Consider the following 18,566-nt stretch of genomic DNA (forward strand, 5'->3'; position numbering starts at 1 on the left):
CGGGGACCGAATGAGTACGACCTATGCAGCCGGGGAACCGCCGCGCGTCGTCAGCGCGGCCGCGAGGCTCTACGCGAAATGCCTGCTAGTCGGATTCGCGTTGCTGCCCGCCTATCTGATCGCCTACCTGTGGTTCTTCAGCGACCCGCACGTCGTGTTCGAGAACCACGCATTCCATGAAATCGCGATCGCGGCCGCGACCCTCGAAGGCGCGTTCGTCACCTACGTGACGTGGGTGTGCTACCGGTCGTCCGGCGAGCCGCTGCTGCGCTGGCTGACACTCGGCTTTCTCGGCTTCGCGATGATCTATGCGCTGCACGGTGCGTTCACCGGGATGGCGCATCACAATATCTGGCTGTTCCTGCTGTACGGGCCCGCGTCGCGGCTCGTGATGGCGATCCTGCTGCTCACGGGCCTGCTGTCGTATTCGCGTCCGCCCGATCGGCTCGACAAGCGCACGAGTGCGCGGACGTGGCTGCCGTGGGTCGTGTTCTTCGTGATCGTCAATGGGGTCGTGGCGTTCATCGCGTATTCGCCCGTCGCGGGCGCGCCGGGCACGCGGCTGTCGATGGAAGGCGGCGCGCTCGTGTTCTCGCTGCTGAACGTCGCCGTGCTGCTCGCGCGGCGCATCCGCTCGCCGCTGATGGTGATCTATGGCGTGTCGATCATGGCGTTCGCGCTGTCGTCGCTCGCGTTCATCCTCGGCAAGCCGTGGAATCACATGTGGTGGCTCGCGCACGCGATTTTCGCGTGCGGCTTCTTCCTGCTCAGCTACGGCGTCGTGCAGGCGCTGCAGACGACCCGCTCGTTTTCGGCGATCTACAGCCAGGAAGACCTGATGAGCCGGCTGTCGGAATCGATGGCGCGCACCGAGAGCGCACTGCAGGAGCTGCGGCGCACGAACCAGAAGCTCGAATACATGGCTGCCACCGACCCGATGACGGGCGCGTCGAACCGCCGGCAGTTCATCGCGCAGGTCGAGCGCGAGATGGTGCGGGCCGAGCGCGACGGGACGCCGTTCTGCCTGCTCGCGCTCGATCTCGACAATTTCAAGCACATCAACGATGCGTACGGGCATCAGATCGGCGACGAAGTGCTGCGCGGCGTCGTGCGCCAGTGTCTCGACGCGATCCGCCCGTCCGGCGGGCTCGCGCGGGTCGGCGGCGAGGAGTTCATGGCGCTGCTGCCGGACATGCCGCTCGAAGGCGCGCGGATGACGGCCGAGCGCGTGCGTTCGTCGATCGCGAGTTCGCCGTTCGGGCTCGATTTCAAGCGCGTGCAGGTGACGGTCAGCGTCGGCGTCGCGCAATACGGGGCCGACGGCAGCACGGTCGATGCGCTGCTGCGCGTGGTCGACGAACGGTTGTACCAGGCGAAGCGGGAAGGGCGGAACCGGGTCGTGTCGCGGTGACGCCGGTTGGTGCGGCACGCGGGCACCGGTGACCGGACGCAGGACATTCGGCAACATGGTCGTGCGGAAGCGGCGCCGATCGCTTCAATGTCTGCCAAAGCCCCGGGGGCGGTAACGCTCCCGGGGCTTTGGCATGCACGACGCCCGGCAGGTGGCCGGCGATGCGTCAGCGCGCCGCCAGGGCCGTCGCATCCTGCGTCTGCTGCGACGCCTGCCACCAGAACTTGCCCGCGCGTTGCTGCGGATCGCGGATCGCGAGATACGTCGTACTCCAGAGCTGCGCCGCGTTCGCCTCGGTCGCGTCTGCGCTGCGCGTGCCGAATGCGTCGGTCTGGTATTTGCCGTTCACGTAGGACCACGTCCACATCTCCGACGTCCGCATGTCGCGTCCGTTCGAGATCACCTGCCAGATCGTCTGCCGCGCCTGCGTGAGCAGCGTGCGTGTCGCGGCCGACAGGTCCTGGCGCGCGAGCTGGCGATCGAGCCCGGCCACCCACATCGCCTGCTGCCACGACCAGATCACCGTGCCGTGATACGCGGAGCTCGTGAATTTCGGCCAGAGCGCCTGGTTCGCATACGCCGGGTTCGCGATGAGCATGCCGGCATCGGTCACGAGCCCGGTCGGGAACGGCCGCGTGACGTCGGCGACGATCCGCTGCAGCTCGTCGTCGGGCGGCGTGCCGAACAGCAGCGCGAAGCCGCCGTCCGAATTCATCACCGGAACCGGATTGCCCTGCTGGTCGAGCGACAGTGCGTAGAACGTCAGCGGTGCGCCCGGTGCGGCGCCGGCCGGCACGCCCGCGGACGGCGCATAGGCCGACACGTCGGCGGCTGCCTGCGCGGCCGGCACGCTGACCTGGAACAGCGGCGGCGCCTGGGTTTCCCACGTGGCCGCCTGGCTTGCCGTGTTGGCGAGCGTCGCGCGCTGTCCGGCATCCAGGTACGGATCGAGCAGTCCGCGCGTGAGGAACGCGTTCGCCGCACGCAACGCGGCCGGTACGAGTACCGCGTTCACGTCGTACGGGTACACGCCGCCGCCGAGCCCGTCGGTGCTGTCGCGCCAGTTGCCGACGATCTCGCCGGGCCGCAGGTGGATCAGGTTCGCGACCGACGGCTGCTGCGCGAACGGCTGCGCGGTCGTCGCGACGTGCAGCAGGTTGACGACCAGACGGCTGCCGTTGGTCTGCCCGTCGCTGCCGCGCTGGGCCAGATACGCGGCCGCGCGGGCCTGGCCGCGCGTATCGTCGATCAGCCACGCGGCCGCGATCGGCGCGAGCAGGTAGTCGCTGTCGATCATCTTGTAGTCGTAAGTCGGCGTCGGATCGTTCGTCCGTCCGTTCTTCTGGTTGTCGACGAGCGCGAATTCGCCGATACCTTCCTCGTGCGCGACCTTGCCGTCCGCCGACAGCCGGCTCAGCACCGACGACAGCCCGGCCTCGATCGCCGCGGGCTCCAGCACGGGCATCAGCATGCGCACCGAGATCAGCGTGTCGCGGCCGAAGTAGGTGTCGTATTGCCACGAGCCGGCCAGCAGCTTGTCGTGGAAACTCAGGAATTCGAGCACGTTCTGGCTTACCGGGTCCGGGTTCACCGACGGCGCGAGCAGGTCGGCGCGCGTGATCGGCGACAACGGCGTCTCGCCCGACAGCGCGTCGACGTGCAGCTTCAGCGTGCGCGAGCCCGCCGGTGCGTTCAGCACCAGCTTGCCGCCCGCTGCCGGCGTGATGCTGCCGCCGTCGCGCAATGTGATGCGCAGCGAATAACCTGGTGCGCCGTCGATCCGGTCGCGCTGCCATTGCGCGGCGCTGCCCTGGACAGTCGGCGCGGTGAGGATCTGCTGCGGAATCGGTGCGCCGCCGTTGAAATCGCGCAGGAAGCGCACGTTGCTCAGCACGCTCTGCCGGATCGTCAGCGTGTTGGTATCCACCGACACGTCGGCGCCGATGCCGTACAGCGGACGGCCGTGCGTGTCGGGCGCCGACAGCGCGGACGGCGGCGTGTCGAGGCTCCAGTTCACCGGCTGCGCGGTGTCGTCGAACCACAGCCCGGTGCCGCTGTTGCCGGCGGGGAAGACGACGAGCAGGCGCGGTTTCGTCGACGAACGCACCAGCAGGTGCGCGGCGACCTTGTCCTGCCGGAAGAACGCGTTGATCTGGCCGCCGGTGTCCATGCGGAACGACAGCGCGGCGGTGTTCGACGGCGGGGTGTTCGAATTGAGGTCGTCGCCGTTACAGGCCGCTAGCAGGCCGGCGCAGATGAAACCCGTACACAGCGATTTCGCGAAGCGATGCATATCATGTCCCTCCTGATGACTGGCGATCTTTATGAGAATGATTGAACGAGCGCTGCTCGGTCTGCCTCGTCTGGATTTGCAGCATTCCCGGAGATTATTGAATTAATCCGGGTGTGATTCTGGGGTGAATTGAAGGGGAATAATTGATTGGTAGTTAATTCCGGAATCGAAAACAAAAGGAGATGCTGCCCCGGCTGGGCATGAAGGACTTCTCTGCCGGCGTCTCGGTGCCGTGCCGACACCAGTACGTGCGCGGCGTGGAAAAAGAAACGTAAGTCGTTGCAGGGGATTCTAAAGTTTGGATAAAGTCGAAGTCAATGTTGATTTGATGGAATTCGAATAATGTTCTGAAATGGAGTTGCAATTATTGCTTGCCTGGTCGGTAAAATATGCGAATTAGTGAGCTAATGGAAGGCGCGCCGATTATCAGGTTTATCGGGGGCCGAGTGGTAATCGGTGTCCGTAAGAGTGATTGATTCCGAACCGGCATCGAATCGTGGCGGTTCGCCAGTCGCCGTGTCTCGGGCGGTGTAAATGGAACGCGCGGAATGCGGTGAACTCGGCGATATCGGGCGGGGAGCAAACGACGTTCCTGCGATCGTGCCAACAGTGTCGGCAAGTTTGGTAGGCTCGGGCTTGCCTCTGCTTATCGAATTGACGCAGTCGGCCGTTGATGCGATTCGATATCCGTTTTGGCGGGGCCGACGATTTTGCGACAAAGCGACCCATCATCGATGCTCGATGGCGGTTGACGTCGCGCTCACTCCGGAGAATGCGCCGTGCTGCACGTACCCGACGATTCGGTAGTCGTACTGGTTGATTTTCAGACGCGGCTGATGCCGGTGATTCACGAAGGCGAAGCGGTCGTCATGCAGGCTGTCCGGCTGGCCCGTATTGCACAGATACTCGACGTGCCGGTGATGGGTACCGAGCAGAGCCCCGTTCAGCTGGGCCGGAACGTACCGGACATCAAGGCGCTGTGTTCGAGCACCGTCGTCAAGGACCATTTCGACGCATGCGCGGAGGGTTTGGTCGATGCATTGCCGGCCGGGCGCAATAGCGTCATCGTCGCCGGTTGCGAGGCACACGTGTGCGTGTTGCAGACGGCTTTCGGATTGTTGCGCAGCGGCCGCGAAGTCACGGTGGTCGGCGATGCGGTGGGGTCGCGCAGGACGACCGACCGGGATGCTGGGATTGCCCGGCTCGGGGCGGCGGGGGCGCAAATCGCGACGGTCGAGATGATCGGGTTCGAATGGCTGGGCTCCAGCCGGCATCCGCGTTTTCGCGATGTGCTGCGCCTGATCAAATGAGTGGCGGCGCCGGCGCGGCGGTTCGAAACCTCACCCCGCGTGGGGGCGACGTTTCTCGGCCGCGACGGCGTTCAGGCTGCGGCCTGATGAACCGCGTCGAGCCGCTCGCCACCCAGGATATCGACGAGACTGGTCAACATCCGCCCCAATTCACCGGTCATCAGCGTGACATCCGAGTCGAAGCGTTCCGCGTCGTTCTGTGCGGTCGGATCCGCTGCTTCCTTGATCACGTCGAGCGGCGTCACGCGCTTGATCGTCAGCGACGGCGTCAGCACGAAGGAGATCCGGTTGTCCCAGGTCATCGCCAGGCGCATGCATTGTTTGCCGGCTTCGATGTGCCGGCGCATGTCGTTCGCTTCCAGCGCGTGGCCGACGTATCGCACCGTGGCGCCGCCTTCGCCGCTCGAGCGCAACTCGGCATCCTGGTCCACGCTGAAGCCGCCCGGCGCCTCGCCGGACAACAGCCAGTCCGTCATCGCGGCAACCGGCGAAAGCGCGACCTGAACACCGGCGAGCGGCAATTGGTCGATCGATTTGACGAGCAGGCCGCGAACGTCGTCGGCAAGCGCCTGTGCGGCGGCATCGATGACGAGCCAGCCGTTTGCCGTATCGATCCACACGCGGGTATCGCGGCGAATGGTGAACGCGCGCGGGAGCAGTTCGTCGGTCACCTGCTCCTTGAGTTCGCGCATCTGTTTTCGCCCGACCTTGAAGCCCTGCTGTTCCTCGATTTCAAGTGCCCGGGCCTTGGTCACCTGATTGACGACCGACGCCGGGAGCAGCTTCTTTTCGGCACGGAACGTCAGCAACATCTGCCGGTTGATCGAATACACCAGTGCATCGTCGTAACGCGGCGACGCCCATCCGAAGCGCTGCATCTCGATGCTGCTACCCGGCTGAAACGCGTAAGGCGCCAGCCATTTTTCCATCTGATCGGGGGTGACGGCCCAAGGTGCAGGAAGACGATGAAGCTGAAGGTTCTTGAACCACATAGGAGGACGGGCAAAGCGCTCCATTCTATATGACGGTGATGCTTGCGGTGCGGATTTGGTCGGTCGGGGGATGGGGCGGACTGTTGGTGGTTATCGCGCTGGGTAGGTGGGTGTCGCTCGACAAAATTGCCACGGAAAGGAAGCCATGCGCTTCGCCACGGTCCGTCAAAGGAGGCAGATCGTGTGCGGCGACCGAGCGCATGGGGCGTTTCCTACGGATACGCATCGGCTTCAAATATGGGCGGATTCTCGCCGAAGTGCCGCTCGGTCCACGTCGTCCGCTTCTTCTTCAGCCACTCGTCGCCGAGTGCTCGAAAAGTTTCTTTGCCTTCGTTGATACGCGCCGACAGGACTCGTTCTGTACTTGTGTCGCCAGAGCCGGGAGCCGGACGGCTTCACCCACAGATCCAGTCCATCGAAGTCGACAAGTTTGATAGGCTTGTCGTCCACCTTTGCTTGCCGGATCTTGACGTCGTCAAATGGCACGGTGAGAAAGCAGGTATCGTCTTCGGCTGATCGGAACGATACCCGCTTTATCACCCGCATCTTTCACAGCCGGACCAATTCCCTGCGAATGCAAGCGAACGGCGGAAGGGCGTAAGATCCCCGATTGGCAAGGGTGACAGGCAAGTCGCCGAACCAGAACGAACAGGAGCAACCGAAGTGATCCGACATATCGTCATGTGGAAGTTGAAGGAATCGGCCGAAGGCGCCACACGCGCGCAGAACGCGCTGAAGCTGAAGGAAAAGCTCGAAGGCTGCCGCGACCTCGTGCCGGGCACGCTGCAGATCGACGTCGGCGTGGCGACGCCGGGCCTCGACGCGACCGCCGACATCGTGCTCGTGTCCGATTTCGCGGACAAGGCCGCGCTCGACGCGTACCAGGTGCACCCGGTTCACCAGGAAGTGAAGAAATTCGTCGTCGCGGTGGCCGAATCGCGCGAATGCGTCGACTACATCGTCGACAGCGCACGATGAGCGACGCGGCAACCCCGACGGACGGCCCGTCGATCGAAAGTCCGTTCGTCGACCTGCTCGGCGTGCAGCTCGTGTCGGCGAAGGACGGGGCGAGCGAGATCGTGTTGCCGCTCGAAGACAGGCACATGAACACGTGGAGCATCGCGCACGGCGGCGTGACGATGACGCTCGCGGACATCGCGCTCGCGATGGCGGCGCGCAGCCTGACCGACGACGGCATCGGCGTCGTGACGGTCGAGATGAAGGTGAACTTCATGCAGCCGGGGCGCGGCGAATTGCGCGCTTACGGGCGCGTGATGCACCGGTCGACGACGATGGCCTACTGCGAAGGCGAAGTGCGCGACAGCGACGGCAATTTCGTCGCGAAGGCGCTCGGCACGTTCAAGTACATGCGGCGGCTCGCGGTCGGCCGCGACATCAAGCGGCAACGCTCGCGCACGGCGCCGGACGCCCAGCCCGGCCCGAGCGACGCGTAATCAAGCACTTGGCGCACGGCCTTGCCGCTACATCGGCAGGGCCGTTTCGTTTGTGCGAAGCGCGCGCGTACGCCGAAAAGCGAAAAGCATTTCGCGACGGAGCCGGGGTGGCCGCGCAGGCGCGACACGCATGCCGCGCCTGCGCGGCGTGGGCGTGGCATCATGTGACGCTTGTCCGTTCACGGCGTCGCACCGGCGCCGTCCTTACCGATGCCGCTGAATCCGAAGATCGCCCAGGTGCTCGACATGATCGAGCGCGCGAAACGCCCGTCCTACCACCACCAGTCGCCGCAGCAGGCGCGCGCCGCGTACGAGAAGAGCGCGCCGATCCTCGACGTCGCACCGGCGCCGATGCATTCGGTCGAGGAATGCGTCGTGCCGACGCGCGACGGCCGCACCATCGGGGCGCGGCTGTATCTGCCGGTCGCGCCGAGCCTCGCGGAACCGCTGCCGGCGCTCGTCTACTACCACGGCGGCGGCTTCACGGTGGGCAGCGTCGATACGCACGACGCGCTGTGCCGGATGTTCGCGCACGATGCGCAATGCGCGGTGCTGTCGGTCGGCTACCGGCTGGCACCCGAGCACCGGTTCCCGACCGCGGTGAACGATGCCGACGATGCCCTGCAATGGCTGCATCGCGAGGCCGCGACGTTCGGCATCGATGCCGAACGGCTGGCCGTGGGCGGCGACAGTGCGGGCGGCACGCTCGCGACCGTCTGCGCGGTGCTCGCGCGCGACGCGGGCATTCGTCTTGCGCTGCAGATGCTGATCTACCCGGGCGTGACGGGCTACCAGGACACCGCATCGCATGCGCGGCTCGCGAGCGGCTATTTGCTGACGCAGGACACGATCCAGTGGTTCTTCACGCAGTACGTGCGCGACCGGGCGGACCGCGACGACTGGCGTTTCGCGCCGCTCGACGGCACGCGCGATGCGCCGTCGTTCGCGGGCGTCGCGCCGGCGTGGATCGCGACGGCCGAATACGATCCGCTGAGCGACGAGGGCGCCGCCTATGCGCAGAAGTTGCGCGCGGCCGGCAATGCGGTCACGCTGGTCTGCTATCCGGGGATGATCCACGAATTCTTCAAGATGGGCGGCTACGTACCCGAGGTACGGGCCGCGCATGCCGACGCGGTCGCGGCGCTGAAGGCCGCGTTCGACGACATCTGACGTCGGGTGTTTGACGGCGCACGCGCCGCTTGGGAGTTGCGATGACGAACGGCCTAGTGGAAACGGGTGACTGGACGGTACTGGGCGGCGACGCCGCGCGGATTCGCGACGCGGTGTTCGTGCGCGAGCAGCAGATTCCGCCGGAGTGGGAACTCGACGACGACGATCCGCTGTCGCTGCACGCGGTGGCGTACCGGATCGATGCGTCGACCGGCGCGCGTCGCGCCGTCGCGACGGGGCGGCTGCTGCCGTCGGGCACGATCGGTCGCGTGGCCGTGCTGGCCGACGCACGCGGGCAGGGGGTCGGTTCGGCCGTGCTGAATGCGCTGCTGGATGCGGCGCGGCGCCGCGGCGAAATCGTCGTGCGGCTCTACGCGCAGGATTCGGCCGTGTCGTTCTATCTGCGGCACGGCTTCGCGGCGGTCGGAGAACCGTTCGTCGAAGCCGGCGTACCGCACGTCGAGATGGCGCGCGCGCCGTAGCGCGGCGCACGCTCGCCGGCTCAGCGCGGCGGCGTCGCGTCGAGGTCGAACGTGAACGCGCGTTCGAACGTGCCCGGGCGGACGGTGCGGTGCGAGCCGTCGTCGTCGCAGCGCTCCTTGATTTCCACCGTGAGCCGCACGCCTTCCTTCATCGTGACCCGCAGCGCGGTCGTGCCTCGCGTGCCGTATTCGGGCGTTTCGATGAACGCGGCCGACAGCGCACGCTCGCGCTCGATCGGAATGCCGGTGTGCGGCAGCGCATCGTCGTCCGCGACATGCGGGTCGCGCATCAGCGCGATCAGCTCGTCGAGCGATGGGGTCGGATTGTCGGTGAGCAGCGTGCCGAGTTCGGCGCGCTTGCGTACCACTTTCGGCCAGGGCGTATCGAGCCGCGCATTCGACAGCGCATGCACGCCGGGTGCAATTGCGACGGGCGCCGCGACACTGCTTTCGCCTTCGGGCGCACGGTTGCAGAACCACGCGAGCTCACGCCGCCGCCAGTCGCCGACGAGCAGGTTGAAGCCGTTGTAGACGGCCGCATGCTCGGCGAGCTGCCCGAGATAGTCGAGCGGCGCGACTGACGGGCCGCCGAGGAAATCGGACACGAGCTTGCCGCGGGTCGGCGCGCCCGCGCGGATGTCGAACGGCGCGCGGTAGTTCGTCAGCGCGGCGAAACGGCCGTCGCGCGATACACCGAGCCACGTGCCGCCCGCTTCGAGATCGCGGCCGGCCAGCACGCCCGGTACATCCTCCCACCACGAGAGCGGCGCGCTCGTTCTGCGGAAGAACTCGTCGCGGTTGGCGGTGAGGGTAAAGACGGGACCGGCGGCGGTATCGGGCTGCCAGTCGAAGGCGATCAGACACATCGGGCGAATCTCTCGCAGGAAACATCGGGCGCCGGCTGCGACTTGCGAGCCGGCGCGCGAATGGGTTGTCGGTGCGTCAAACTTCCGTCGGCCATGCGTACGGCAGCGTATCGAACGCGAGCGCCGGGCCGTCGGCCGAGCCGAGGTGCACGGTGCCGCTGTCGAGCGCGGCGAGCTTGATCTCGACGAGCGCGTCGACACCGCCCGCGGGCGCGGCCGCCGCGTTGACGACCATCCCGCACGGCTGGCCGGGGTCCTCGCTGTGGAACAGCTCGACGCCGGCATGCACGGTATCGGTGTCGCCGGCAACGTGCGCGAGCGCGGTGCGGCGCTTGATCGTGCCGCGATACTGGCTGCGCGCGACGACTTCCTGGCCCGGGTAGCACCCCTTGCGAAAGTTGACGGCGCCGATCACGTCGAAGTTGATCATCTGCGGCACGAACTGTTCGACGGCCGGCTGCGTGATGCGCGGCTCGCCCGCGCGGATGTCGAGCCAGTCCCATACCGCCGGCGACACGATCGGCAACGTATTGCCGAGCGCGGCGACGCGCGCGTCGACTTCCGCGCGCGGGCCGATCCACAGATAGCGCTTGCGGCCGGCCGCATCGGGCACGCGGATCAGCGTGCCGGCCGGGCCGTCGACCTTCACGTGCACGCCGTCCGGCAGCGCATCGAAGATGCCCGACAGCGCGTCGCGCACGTCGCCCGCGAAACCGACCACCGCGAGCGTGTCGCTCGCATCCGTCAGCTTCGCTTTTGCGCGCAGCACGAACATCGACAGCCGCTTCTGCACGGCCGGCTGCACGTCCTTCGACACCAGCAGGCGCACGCCGTGGCCCGCGCGCCACGTGAGGAACGACCCGAGGAGGCGGCCCTTCGGCGAGCAATAGCCGGACAGCCGCGCGCTCGCGGCGTCGAGATGCTCGATGTCGTTGGTGAGCTGGCTGTGCAGGAACGTCGCGGCGTCGTCGCCGGCCACGTCGATCACGCCGAACTGCGGCAGCGGCATGCAGGCGGCCGGCGCGTCGAAATCGGCGGCGGACGGGCGGGGGAAAACGGGGAGCGAGGCAGATGCGGCCTGGGCAGCCGGTGAAGCGAACGGTGTGCTCATGGAATGAGGGAACAGTCAACCCTGACTTTGACGGAGGCGAGCAAGTATTATATGGGTCTTACCTGAGTCACGTTTCCATGTCCCTACTGAAGAAATGCGCCGCGACGATCGTGGCGCTGGCCGTCGTTGTGGCCGCTGCCGGCGCGGGCGGCGGATATTACTGGGCGACCCGGCCGCTGCTGCTGGGTTCGGCATCGCTCGACGTCACGATCAAGCCGCGCAGCAGCGTGAAGAGCGTCGCGCTGCAGTTGAAGCGCGGCGGCGTGCCGGTCGCGCCGCTCGGCTTCGTCGCGATGACGCGCGTGCTCGGGCTGTCGAGCCGGCTCAAGTCCGGCAACTACGAATTCAAGACCGGCATTACGCCTTACGAGGTGCTGCAGAAGATCGCGCGCGGCGACGTGAACGAATACGTCGCGACGGTCATCGAAGGCTGGACCTTCAAGCGGATGCGCGCGGAACTCGACGCGAACCCCGATCTCGCGCATTCGACGGCCGGCATGAGCGACGCCGAGCTGCTGCGCGCGATCGGCGCGCCGGACAGCGCGGTGCAGCGCGGTAGCGGCGAGGGGCTGTTCTTCCCCGATACCTATCTGTTCGACAAGGGCACGAGCGACCTGAACATCTACCGGCGCGCATACCATCTGATGCAGACGCGGCTCGACGAGGCATGGGCCGCACGCGTGCCGGGCCTGCCGTACAAGACACCTTACGAAGCGCTGACGATCGCATCGATCGTCGAAAAGGAAACGGGCCACGCGGCCGATCGCGCGTTCGTCGCGGCCGTGTTCGCGAACCGGCTGCGCATCGGCATGCCGCTGCAGACCGATCCGTCGGTGATCTACGGGCTCGGCGACGCGTACGACGGCCGCCTGCGCAAGCGCGACCTGCAGGCCGACACTCCCTACAATACCTACACCCGACGCGGGCTGCCGCCGACGCCGATCGCGCTGCCGGGCGTGGCCGCGCTGCAGGCGGCGATCAACCCGGCACCGACGAGCGCGCTCTATTTCGTCGCGAAAGGCGATGGCACGAGCGTGTTCTCGGACACGCTCGGCGACCACAACAAGGCCGTGGACAAGTACATACGAGGTCAATAATGGCGAGCGGTAAATTCATCACGTTCGAAGGCATCGACGGGGCGGGCAAGACCACCCACCTGCAATGGTTCTGCGAACGTCTCCAGGGCAAGCTGGCCGCGGCCGGCCGGCAGGTCGTCGTGACCCGCGAGCCGGGCGGCACGCAGCTCGGCGAGAAACTGCGCGAAATCCTGCTGAACCAGCCGATGGATCTCGAGACGGAAGCGCTACTGATGTTCGCCGCGCGTCGCGAGCATCTGGCGCTCGTGATCGAGCCGGCGCTCGCGCGCGGCGACTGGGTCGTGTCCGACCGCTTCACCGACGCGACGTTCGCCTATCAGGGCGGCGGCCGCGGGCTGCCGCGCGACAAGCTCGAGACGCTCGAGCGCTGGGTGCAGGGCGGCTTCCAGCCCGATCTCACGGTGCTGTTCGACGTCGCGCCGCAAGTCGCGAGCGAGCGTCGCGGCGCCGCGCGCATGCCCGACAAGTTCGAAAGCGAGTCCGACGCGTTCTTCTCGCGCACGCGCAGCGAATACCTGCGGCGGGCGGAAGAGGCGCCGCACCGCTTCGCGATCGTCGATGCGACGCAGACGATTCCCGAGATCCGCCAGCAGCTCGAACGCGTGCTCGCCGCGCTGTAATTCGCAAGGAGCGCACCCCATGATCTATCCGTGGCAGACCGACGACTGGAACCGCCTGCAGCAACTGCGCGCGCAATGGCCGCATGCGCTGCTGCTGCACGGCCAGGCCGGGATCGGCAAGCTGCAGTTCGCGCAGCATCTCGCGCAGGGCTTCCTGTGCGAATCGCCGCAGCCGAACGGCGAGCCGTGCGGCACCTGCGCGGCCTGCACGTGGTTCTCGCAAGGCAACCATCCTGACTACCGGATCGTGCTGCCCGAGGCGCTGGCCGGCGAGGCGCCGGGCGCCGTGGACGACGCGAAAGCGGCCGACGCGGACGAAGGCGGCAAGAAGACGCGTGCGCCGAGCAAGGAAATCAAGATCGAGCAGGTGCGCGCGCTGCTCGACTTCTGCGGGGTCGGTTCGCACCGCGGTGGCGCGCGCGTCGTCGTGCTGTATCCGGCCGAGGCGCTGAACGTCGCCGCGTCGAACGCGCTGCTGAAGACGCTGGAGGAGCCGCCGTCCGGCGTCGTGTTCCTGCTCGTGTCGGCGCGCATCGACCGCCTGTTGCCGACGATCATCAGCCGCTGCCGGCAGTGGCCGATGACGGTGCCGGCGCCCGACGCGGCGGCGGCCTGGCTCGCCGCGCAGGGCGTCGACCATGCGCCAGCGCTGCTCGCCGAGGCCGGCGGCGCGCCGCTCGCCGCGCTGGCGCTCGCAAGCGACGAGAACCGCCCGCTGCGCGATTACACGCTCGGGCAGCTCGCGGCCGGTGCCGCATGCGACGCGTTCGCGTGCGGCGAGACGCTGCAGAAGCTGCCGGTGCCGCTGGTGCTCGGCTGGCTGCAGCGCTGGCTGTACGATCTGCTCGCGCAACGGATGGCGGGCGCGCCGCGCTACTTCCCGACGCACGCGGCGGCGCTTGCGCGCTGCGCGGAAGCGGTCGATGCGAATGCGTTCGCACGCTTCATGAAGGCCGTGACGCGGCAGCGGACGGTCGAGAACCATCCGCTCAACGCACGGCTCGTATTCGAGGAATTGTTTCTCGGATATCGGGAAATGTTCGTTTGATCCGGCATTGTTTCTCATGGGTTTTGAAACGGTGAACGGATCGCGCCGCGACGCTGCCCGGGCCGGCCGGCCCGCGAACGCCGCCCGTTGCCGCCTGCCGGCGAGCGCCTGAGCGCCCGCCTCACGTATTCAGGAAACACGATGTTCGTCGACTCTCACTGCCACATCAATTTCAAGGGCCTGGCCGACCGCCTGCCGGCCGTTCTCGAGAACATGCGCGAGCACGACGTCACGCATGCGCTGTGCGTGTCCGTCGATTTCGAGACGCTGCCGGAGGTGCTGGCGATCGCGGACGCGCACGAGAACGTCTACGCGTCGGTCGGCGTGCATCCCGACCACGAGGACGCGCGCGAGCCGACGCTCGCGGAACTCGTCGAACTGGCCGCGCACCCGAAGGTCGTCGCGATCGGCGAAACGGGCCTCGACTACTACCGCCTCGAAGGCCGCTCGATCGCCGACATGGAATGGCAGCGCGAGCGCTTTCGCACGCACATCCGCGCGGCGACCGCGACGATGAAGCCGCTGATCATCCATACGCGCGCGTCGTCGGAAGACACGCTGCGGATCATGGCCGAGGAGCGCGCGGACGTGCCGGGCGGCGTGATGCACTGCTTCACCGAGCCGTGGCCGGTGGCCGAGCAGGCGCTCGCGCAGAACTTCCACATCTCGCTGTCGGGCATCGTCACGTTCAAGAACGCGACCGACGTGCAGGACGTCGCGCGGCGCGTGCCGCTCGACCGGCTGCTGATCGAGACAGACTCGCCGTACCTCGCACCTGTGCCGTATCGCGGCAAGCCGAATGAACCTGCGTACGTCAGCCATGTCGGACGCTTTATCGCATCCGAACGCGGGATGGCCGTCGAGGCGCTCGCCGATGCGACGACGCAGAACTTTTTCCGGCTGTTCAAGATCGCCCGCTAACGACGGGCGCACAGCCGACAACCCAGGGAAGGAGCCCACAACAATGACGAAGCCGATCAACCATCTGCCCAAACGCGCACTCGTTGCCGCCGCATTCGTCGCGAGCGGCCTGTTCGCGGCAGCCGGCGCGCATGCCGAATCGCTCGACGCGATCGTCAAGGCCGTCAAATTCGACGACATCGCCGACATCGGCAAGCAGCTCAAGAGCGGCAAGCTCGACCCGAACACGATCGCGCCGAACGGCGACCCGCTGCTCGTGATCGCCGCGCGCGAGAAGTCCGACAAGGTCGCGGCGGCGCTCGCGACGACCCCGAACGTCGATCTCGAGAAGGAAGACAAGGCCGGCGAGAACGCGCTGATGCTCGCGTCGCTGAACGGCGACCTCGGCCTCGCCAAGCTGCTGATCGACAAGGGCGCGGAAGTCAGCAAGAAGGGCTGGGCGCCGCTGCACTACGCGGCCACCAACGGCCAGGACGCGGTCGTGAAGCTGCTGCTCGACCACGACGCGTACATCGACACCGCGTCGCCGAACGGCACGACGCCGCTGATGATGGCCGCGCGCGGCAACCACGCATCGACGGTCACGTTGCTGCTCGACCAGGGCGCCGATCCGCAGGTGAAGAACCAGCTCGGCATCACCGCGCTCGAATTCGCGAAGCACTACAACGCGCCGGACGCGATCGAGATCCTGAGCAAGCGGACGACGCGCATCGGTGCATCGACGCCGGCGGATGCGCAAAAGAGTGCAAAATGACGGTTTTCGGTGCGGCAGACGGTGCCCGCCCGGCCGGATTCCGGCCGGAGCAGGGCGCCCGGCGCCGTGCCGGCCAAGGCAGCAGGCGGCCTCGGGCCGCATTGACATAAGGAACACCATGTTGCGCGCAATGTTTTGTGCCGCGGCGTTTGCCGTGCCGTTGTCGGCGGCGGCTTTCACGGGCGCGGATCTCGACCGGCTGTGCGCGAAGACGGACGTCAAGTCGCGGGCGTCGTGCGCGGCCTACATCGAAGGCGCCGCCGACGGCGTCTACAACACGATCGACGCGATCGGCGGCACTACCGGGCCGCGGGTCGGCCAGTATTTCTGCCTGCCGCCCGACATCCGGGCGCAGCAGATGACCGACGCGGTGCGCAAGTACATCGCGGAAAATCCGAAGCTGGCCGACTACAACGCGAGCACCGCGGTGTCGCTCGGTCTCGGCAAGGCGTTTCCGTGCAGGAGCGGCAACTGATCTGATGCCGTGTCCGGGCCCGTACGCGGCCCGGGCTTCGCCGACGCATCCAGGACGAGGCGTGCGCGCCTCATCACCCAAGGGCGCCGATGATTTCAATCGAGGCAATTCAGCGCATCAGCGATGCGCCGCTGCATTCATGGCTCGGCACGCTGGCCGTGTCGGTCATCGTCGTACTGGTCGTCGCGATCGTGCACCGTCTCGGCGCACGCATCGTCAAGCGCATCGCGCAGCCGTATCCGTTGATGAGCGCGATCCTGCGCTACATCGACAGGCCGTCCCTCGTCGTGCTCGCGCTGCTGGCGCTCGAATTCGTGTGGGTCCAGGCGGACGACGGCATGTCGTTCGTGCGCGGCATGCGCACGGCCGCGGCGGTCGGCTCGATCGTGTCGCTCACGTGGCTGCTGGTGCGGCTCGCGGCCGGCGTCGGCGATGCCATCATCCAGGCCCATCCGATCGATACGGCCGACAACCTCCATGCGCGGCGCATCCATACGCAGGCCAAGGTGCTCGTGCGGACGGTGATGGTGCTGATCGTGATCATCGGCACCGGCGCCGCGCTGATGACGTTCCCGAACGTGCGCCAGGTCGGCGCGAGCCTGCTGGCGTCGGCCGGCGTTGCCGGGCTGGTCGCCGGTATCGCCGCGCGGCCGGTGCTCGGCAACCTGATCGCCGGGCTGCAGATCGCGCTCACGCAGCCGATCCGGCTCGACGACGTGGTCGTGATCCAGGGCGAGTGGGGGCGCATCGAGGAAATCACCGGCTCGTTCGTGTCGGTGCGGCTGTGGGACCAGCGGCGCCTCGTCGTGCCGCTGCAGTGGATCATCGAGAACCCGTTCACGAACTGGACGCGCAGCAGCGCGGAAATCATCGGCACGGTCTACCTGTCGGTCGACTACCGCACGCCGCTCGCGCCGCTGCGCGAGGAGCTCGCGCGGCTCGTCCATGCGGCGCCCGAGTGGGACGGCCGCGTGCAGGTGCTGCAGGTGACCGATGCGACCGAGCGCACGATGCAGTTGCGCGCGCTCGTCAGCGCGGCCGATTCGTCGTCGTGCTGGGACCTGCGTTGCCGCGTGCGGGAAGGGCTGATCGCGTACCTGCAGGACCGCTATCCGCAATGTCTGCCGCGCAGCCGGATGGAGCTGTATCCGCACGAATCGGCGCCGGACGCGCCGAAGCCCGAGCGGCCGCACGCGCGGCAGCCTGCCGCCAGCACGGCGGCCAACACCGCGGCCGACCCGCAGTCCGCCGAAGGCCGCTGAACGCGGCCCGCATGCCCGCCCACGCTCATCATGACCGCGCTGAAAACGCTTGCCATCGCCAATTACCGCTCGCTGCGCGAGCTGATCGTGCCGCTCGCGGCGCTCAACGTCGTCACGGGGCCGAACGGCAGCGGCAAGTCGAGCGTGTACCGCGCGCTGCGGCTGCTCGCCGATACCGCGCAGGGGCGCGTGATCCCGTCGCTTGCCCGCGAAGGCGGTTTGCCGTCGACGCTGTGGGCCGGCCCCGAGCGCTTCTCGCGGGCGATGCTCGACGGCGACATGCCGGTGACGGGCACGGTGCGCAAGGGGCCCGTGAGCCTGAAGCTCGGTTTCGCGTGCGACGATTTCGGTTATGCGATCGATCTCGGCATGCCGATCCCGAGCCGCTCGGAGTTCTCGCTCGATCCGGTCGTCAAGCGCGAATGCATCTGGGGCGGCGCGCTGCTGCGCCCGTCGACGCTGCTGGTCGACCGGCAGGGTGCGCAGATCCGCGCGCGCACCGCGTCGGGCGACTGGCGGACGATCCCGCAGCCGGTGGCCAGCTTCGACAGCATGATGACCGAGTTCGCCGATCCGACCGGTGCGCCCGAGATGATCGCGGTGCGCGAGCGGATCCGCTCGTGGCGCTTCTACGACCACTTCCGGACCGATGCGCAGGCGCCGGCGCGGCAGTCGCACATCGGCACCCATACGCCGGTGCTCGCGGACGACGGCGCCGACCTCGCCGCCGCGCTGCAGACGATCCGCGAAATCGGCGACGGCGCGGCCCTCGATGCGGCGATCGACGACGCGTTTCCCGGCGCGTCGGTCGAGATCGACAATCCGGGCGGCCGCGGCCGCTTCGACGTGCTGATGCGCCAGCCGGGGCTGCTGCGGCCGCTCGCGGCGGCCGAGCTGTCCGACGGGACGCTGCGCTACCTGCTGCTCGCGGCCGCGCTGCTGACGCCGCGCCCGCCCGCGCTGATGGTGCTCAACGAACCGGAAACGAGTCTGCACCCCGATCTGCTGCCGGCGCTGGGCCGCCTGATCGCGCAGGCGGCCCAGCGCTCGCAGGTGCTCGTCGTGTCGCATGCGGCGCGGCTCATCGCGACGCTCGAGCGCGAGGCCGGCTGCGAATCGCTGGTGCTCGACAAGCAGCTCGGCGCGACTGCGCTCGTCGATGCCGATACGCGCGACCTGCCGCCATGGAAGTGGCCGTCGCGCTGACGGGGCAGGTGGTGAAGTGGGGTGGCGGGGCGGCGTGCGTGCGGGCGCGCTCGTCGCGTCGGGGCCGGATCGGTCCGGCAGGCGGAATGTATCG

General features: G+C 67.5%; 19 protein-coding genes. 14 read left to right on the top strand and 5 right to left on the bottom strand.

Annotated elements, in window-relative coordinates:
* Positions 1–10 precede the first annotated feature (10 nt).
* Positions 11–1,411 (top strand): sensor domain-containing diguanylate cyclase, encoded by a 1,401-nt coding sequence (locus tag HWX08_RS17000; RefSeq protein WP_069256891.1) that lies wholly within the window; start codon positions 11–13, stop codon positions 1,409–1,411.
* Positions 1,412–1,577: 166 nt separating this feature from the next.
* Here HWX08_RS17000 and HWX08_RS17005 read toward each other — a convergent pair whose 3' ends face one another.
* Entirely contained in the window at positions 1,578–3,704 is a 2,127-nt protein-coding gene (locus tag HWX08_RS17005) for a glucosidase family protein (RefSeq protein ID WP_174920523.1), read from the bottom strand.
* Between the two features lie 779 nt (positions 3,705–4,483).
* Between HWX08_RS17005 and HWX08_RS17010 the strand changes: the two genes are divergently transcribed.
* Positions 4,484–5,014 carry an isochorismatase family protein gene (locus HWX08_RS17010; RefSeq protein ID WP_174920524.1) on the top strand — a complete coding sequence of 177 codons (531 nt, stop codon included), beginning with the start codon at positions 4,484–4,486 and terminating at the stop codon, positions 5,012–5,014.
* Between the two features lie 71 nt (positions 5,015–5,085).
* Here the strand turns inward: HWX08_RS17010 and HWX08_RS17015 are convergent, their stop codons facing one another.
* On the bottom strand, positions 5,086–6,006 hold the full coding sequence (locus HWX08_RS17015; protein WP_174920525.1) for a recombination-associated protein RdgC: 921 nt from the start codon (positions 6,004–6,006) through the stop codon (positions 5,086–5,088).
* 231 nt (positions 6,007–6,237) lie between these two features.
* Positions 6,238–6,552, bottom strand: a complete 315-nt coding sequence (locus HWX08_RS34770; protein ID WP_367648826.1) for an Arm DNA-binding domain-containing protein — start codon at positions 6,550–6,552, stop codon at positions 6,238–6,240.
* Positions 6,553–6,669: 117 nt separating this feature from the next.
* Here HWX08_RS34770 and HWX08_RS17020 point away from each other — a divergent pair, with 117 nt between their 5' ends.
* From HWX08_RS17020 to HWX08_RS17035, 4 genes are all read left to right on the top strand, one after another.
* The gene (locus tag HWX08_RS17020; protein WP_027787175.1) at positions 6,670–6,984 is read left to right on the top strand and encodes a Dabb family protein; all 315 of its coding nucleotides are present in this window, start codon (positions 6,670–6,672) and stop codon (positions 6,982–6,984) included.
* Complete coding sequence (locus tag HWX08_RS17025) at positions 6,981–7,460, top strand: PaaI family thioesterase (protein ID WP_069256887.1); 480 nt, start codon at positions 6,981–6,983, stop codon at positions 7,458–7,460. Before HWX08_RS17020 ends, HWX08_RS17025 begins: the two co-directional genes overlap by 4 nt.
* A gap of 210 nt (positions 7,461–7,670) precedes the next feature.
* Positions 7,671–8,630: an alpha/beta hydrolase gene (locus HWX08_RS17030; RefSeq protein WP_069256886.1), complete on the top strand. Its 960-nt coding sequence runs from the start codon at positions 7,671–7,673 to the stop codon at positions 8,628–8,630.
* Positions 8,631–8,671: 41 nt separating this feature from the next.
* On the top strand, positions 8,672–9,112 hold the full coding sequence (locus tag HWX08_RS17035) for a GNAT family N-acetyltransferase (RefSeq protein ID WP_069256885.1): 441 nt from the start codon (positions 8,672–8,674) through the stop codon (positions 9,110–9,112).
* 20 nt (positions 9,113–9,132) lie between these two features.
* On the opposite strand, the gene HWX08_RS17040 is transcribed toward HWX08_RS17035, so the two are convergent.
* Both HWX08_RS17040 and ygfZ read right to left on the bottom strand, forming a co-directional pair.
* Positions 9,133–9,978: an NRDE family protein gene (locus HWX08_RS17040; RefSeq protein WP_069256884.1), complete on the bottom strand. Its 846-nt coding sequence runs from the start codon at positions 9,976–9,978 to the stop codon at positions 9,133–9,135.
* 76 nt (positions 9,979–10,054) lie between these two features.
* Positions 10,055–11,089, bottom strand: coding sequence for a CAF17-like 4Fe-4S cluster assembly/insertion protein YgfZ (ygfZ, locus tag HWX08_RS17045; RefSeq protein WP_174920526.1), 1,035 nt, complete (start codon positions 11,087–11,089; stop codon positions 10,055–10,057).
* Positions 11,090–11,166: 77 nt separating this feature from the next.
* Here ygfZ and mltG point away from each other — a divergent pair, with 77 nt between their 5' ends.
* The 8 genes from mltG to HWX08_RS17085 all read left to right on the top strand — a co-directional run bounded on the left by mltG (position 11,167) and on the right by HWX08_RS17085 (position 18,472).
* Positions 11,167–12,186, top strand: a complete 1,020-nt coding sequence (mltG, locus tag HWX08_RS17050; RefSeq protein WP_069256882.1) for an endolytic transglycosylase MltG — start codon at positions 11,167–11,169, stop codon at positions 12,184–12,186.
* Positions 12,186–12,806 carry a dTMP kinase gene (tmk, locus tag HWX08_RS17055; protein WP_039367036.1) on the top strand — a complete coding sequence of 207 codons (621 nt, stop codon included), beginning with the start codon at positions 12,186–12,188 and terminating at the stop codon, positions 12,804–12,806. The genes mltG and tmk overlap by 1 nt, the downstream gene beginning before the upstream one ends.
* Positions 12,807–12,825: 19 nt before the next feature.
* Positions 12,826–13,854 carry a DNA polymerase III subunit delta' gene (locus tag HWX08_RS17060; protein ID WP_069256881.1) on the top strand — a complete coding sequence of 343 codons (1,029 nt, stop codon included), beginning with the start codon at positions 12,826–12,828 and terminating at the stop codon, positions 13,852–13,854.
* 141 nt (positions 13,855–13,995) lie between these two features.
* Positions 13,996–14,775: a TatD family hydrolase gene (locus tag HWX08_RS17065; protein ID WP_069256880.1), complete on the top strand. Its 780-nt coding sequence runs from the start codon at positions 13,996–13,998 to the stop codon at positions 14,773–14,775.
* Between the two features lie 43 nt (positions 14,776–14,818).
* Entirely contained in the window at positions 14,819–15,529 is a 711-nt protein-coding gene (locus HWX08_RS17070; RefSeq protein ID WP_069256879.1) for an ankyrin repeat domain-containing protein, read from the top strand.
* A 118-nt stretch (positions 15,530–15,647) separates the two neighbouring features.
* Positions 15,648–16,004 (top strand): Rap1a/Tai family immunity protein, encoded by a 357-nt coding sequence (locus tag HWX08_RS17075; protein WP_006485939.1) that lies wholly within the window; start codon positions 15,648–15,650, stop codon positions 16,002–16,004.
* 89 nt (positions 16,005–16,093) lie between these two features.
* Positions 16,094–17,266, top strand: coding sequence for a mechanosensitive ion channel family protein (locus HWX08_RS17080; protein ID WP_069256878.1), 1,173 nt, complete (start codon positions 16,094–16,096; stop codon positions 17,264–17,266).
* Positions 17,267–17,296: 30 nt separating this feature from the next.
* Positions 17,297–18,472 (top strand): AAA family ATPase, encoded by a 1,176-nt coding sequence (locus tag HWX08_RS17085; RefSeq protein ID WP_174920527.1) that lies wholly within the window; start codon positions 17,297–17,299, stop codon positions 18,470–18,472.
* The last annotated feature ends 94 nt before the right edge of the window (positions 18,473–18,566 follow it).

This window comes from Burkholderia metallica (assembly GCF_902832845.1).
In the GTDB taxonomy this organism is placed as follows: domain Bacteria; phylum Pseudomonadota; class Gammaproteobacteria; order Burkholderiales; family Burkholderiaceae; genus Burkholderia; species Burkholderia metallica.

Bases quoted from the DNA above. Each gene is read 5' to 3' on its own strand.
- HWX08_RS17005 (WP_174920523.1), bottom strand. From the start codon at position 3,704: ATGCATCGCTTCGCGAAATCGCTGTGTACGGGTTTCATCTGCGCCGGC.
- mltG (WP_069256882.1), top strand. From the start codon at position 11,167: ATGTCCCTACTGAAGAAATGCGCCGCGACGATCGTGGCGCTGGCCGTC.
- HWX08_RS17060 (WP_069256881.1), top strand. From the start codon at position 12,826: ATGATCTATCCGTGGCAGACCGACGACTGGAACCGCCTGCAGCAACTG.
- HWX08_RS17040 (WP_069256884.1), bottom strand. From the start codon at position 9,978: ATGTGTCTGATCGCCTTCGACTGGCAGCCCGATACCGCCGCCGGTCCC.
- tmk (WP_039367036.1), top strand. From the start codon at position 12,186: ATGGCGAGCGGTAAATTCATCACGTTCGAAGGCATCGACGGGGCGGGC.
- HWX08_RS17025 (WP_069256887.1), top strand. From the start codon at position 6,981: ATGAGCGACGCGGCAACCCCGACGGACGGCCCGTCGATCGAAAGTCCG.
- HWX08_RS17065 (WP_069256880.1), top strand. From the start codon at position 13,996: ATGTTCGTCGACTCTCACTGCCACATCAATTTCAAGGGCCTGGCCGAC.
- HWX08_RS17075 (WP_006485939.1), top strand. From the start codon at position 15,648: ATGTTGCGCGCAATGTTTTGTGCCGCGGCGTTTGCCGTGCCGTTGTCG.
- HWX08_RS17070 (WP_069256879.1), top strand. From the start codon at position 14,819: ATGACGAAGCCGATCAACCATCTGCCCAAACGCGCACTCGTTGCCGCC.
- HWX08_RS17035 (WP_069256885.1), top strand. From the start codon at position 8,672: ATGACGAACGGCCTAGTGGAAACGGGTGACTGGACGGTACTGGGCGGC.
- HWX08_RS17015 (WP_174920525.1), bottom strand. From the start codon at position 6,006: ATGTGGTTCAAGAACCTTCAGCTTCATCGTCTTCCTGCACCTTGGGCC.
- HWX08_RS17080 (WP_069256878.1), top strand. From the start codon at position 16,094: ATGATTTCAATCGAGGCAATTCAGCGCATCAGCGATGCGCCGCTGCAT.
- HWX08_RS17085 (WP_174920527.1), top strand. From the start codon at position 17,297: ATGACCGCGCTGAAAACGCTTGCCATCGCCAATTACCGCTCGCTGCGC.
- HWX08_RS17000 (WP_069256891.1), top strand. From the start codon at position 11: ATGAGTACGACCTATGCAGCCGGGGAACCGCCGCGCGTCGTCAGCGCG.
- HWX08_RS17030 (WP_069256886.1), top strand. From the start codon at position 7,671: ATGCCGCTGAATCCGAAGATCGCCCAGGTGCTCGACATGATCGAGCGC.
- ygfZ (WP_174920526.1), bottom strand. From the start codon at position 11,089: ATGAGCACACCGTTCGCTTCACCGGCTGCCCAGGCCGCATCTGCCTCG.
- HWX08_RS34770 (WP_367648826.1), bottom strand. From the start codon at position 6,552: ATGCGGGTGATAAAGCGGGTATCGTTCCGATCAGCCGAAGACGATACC.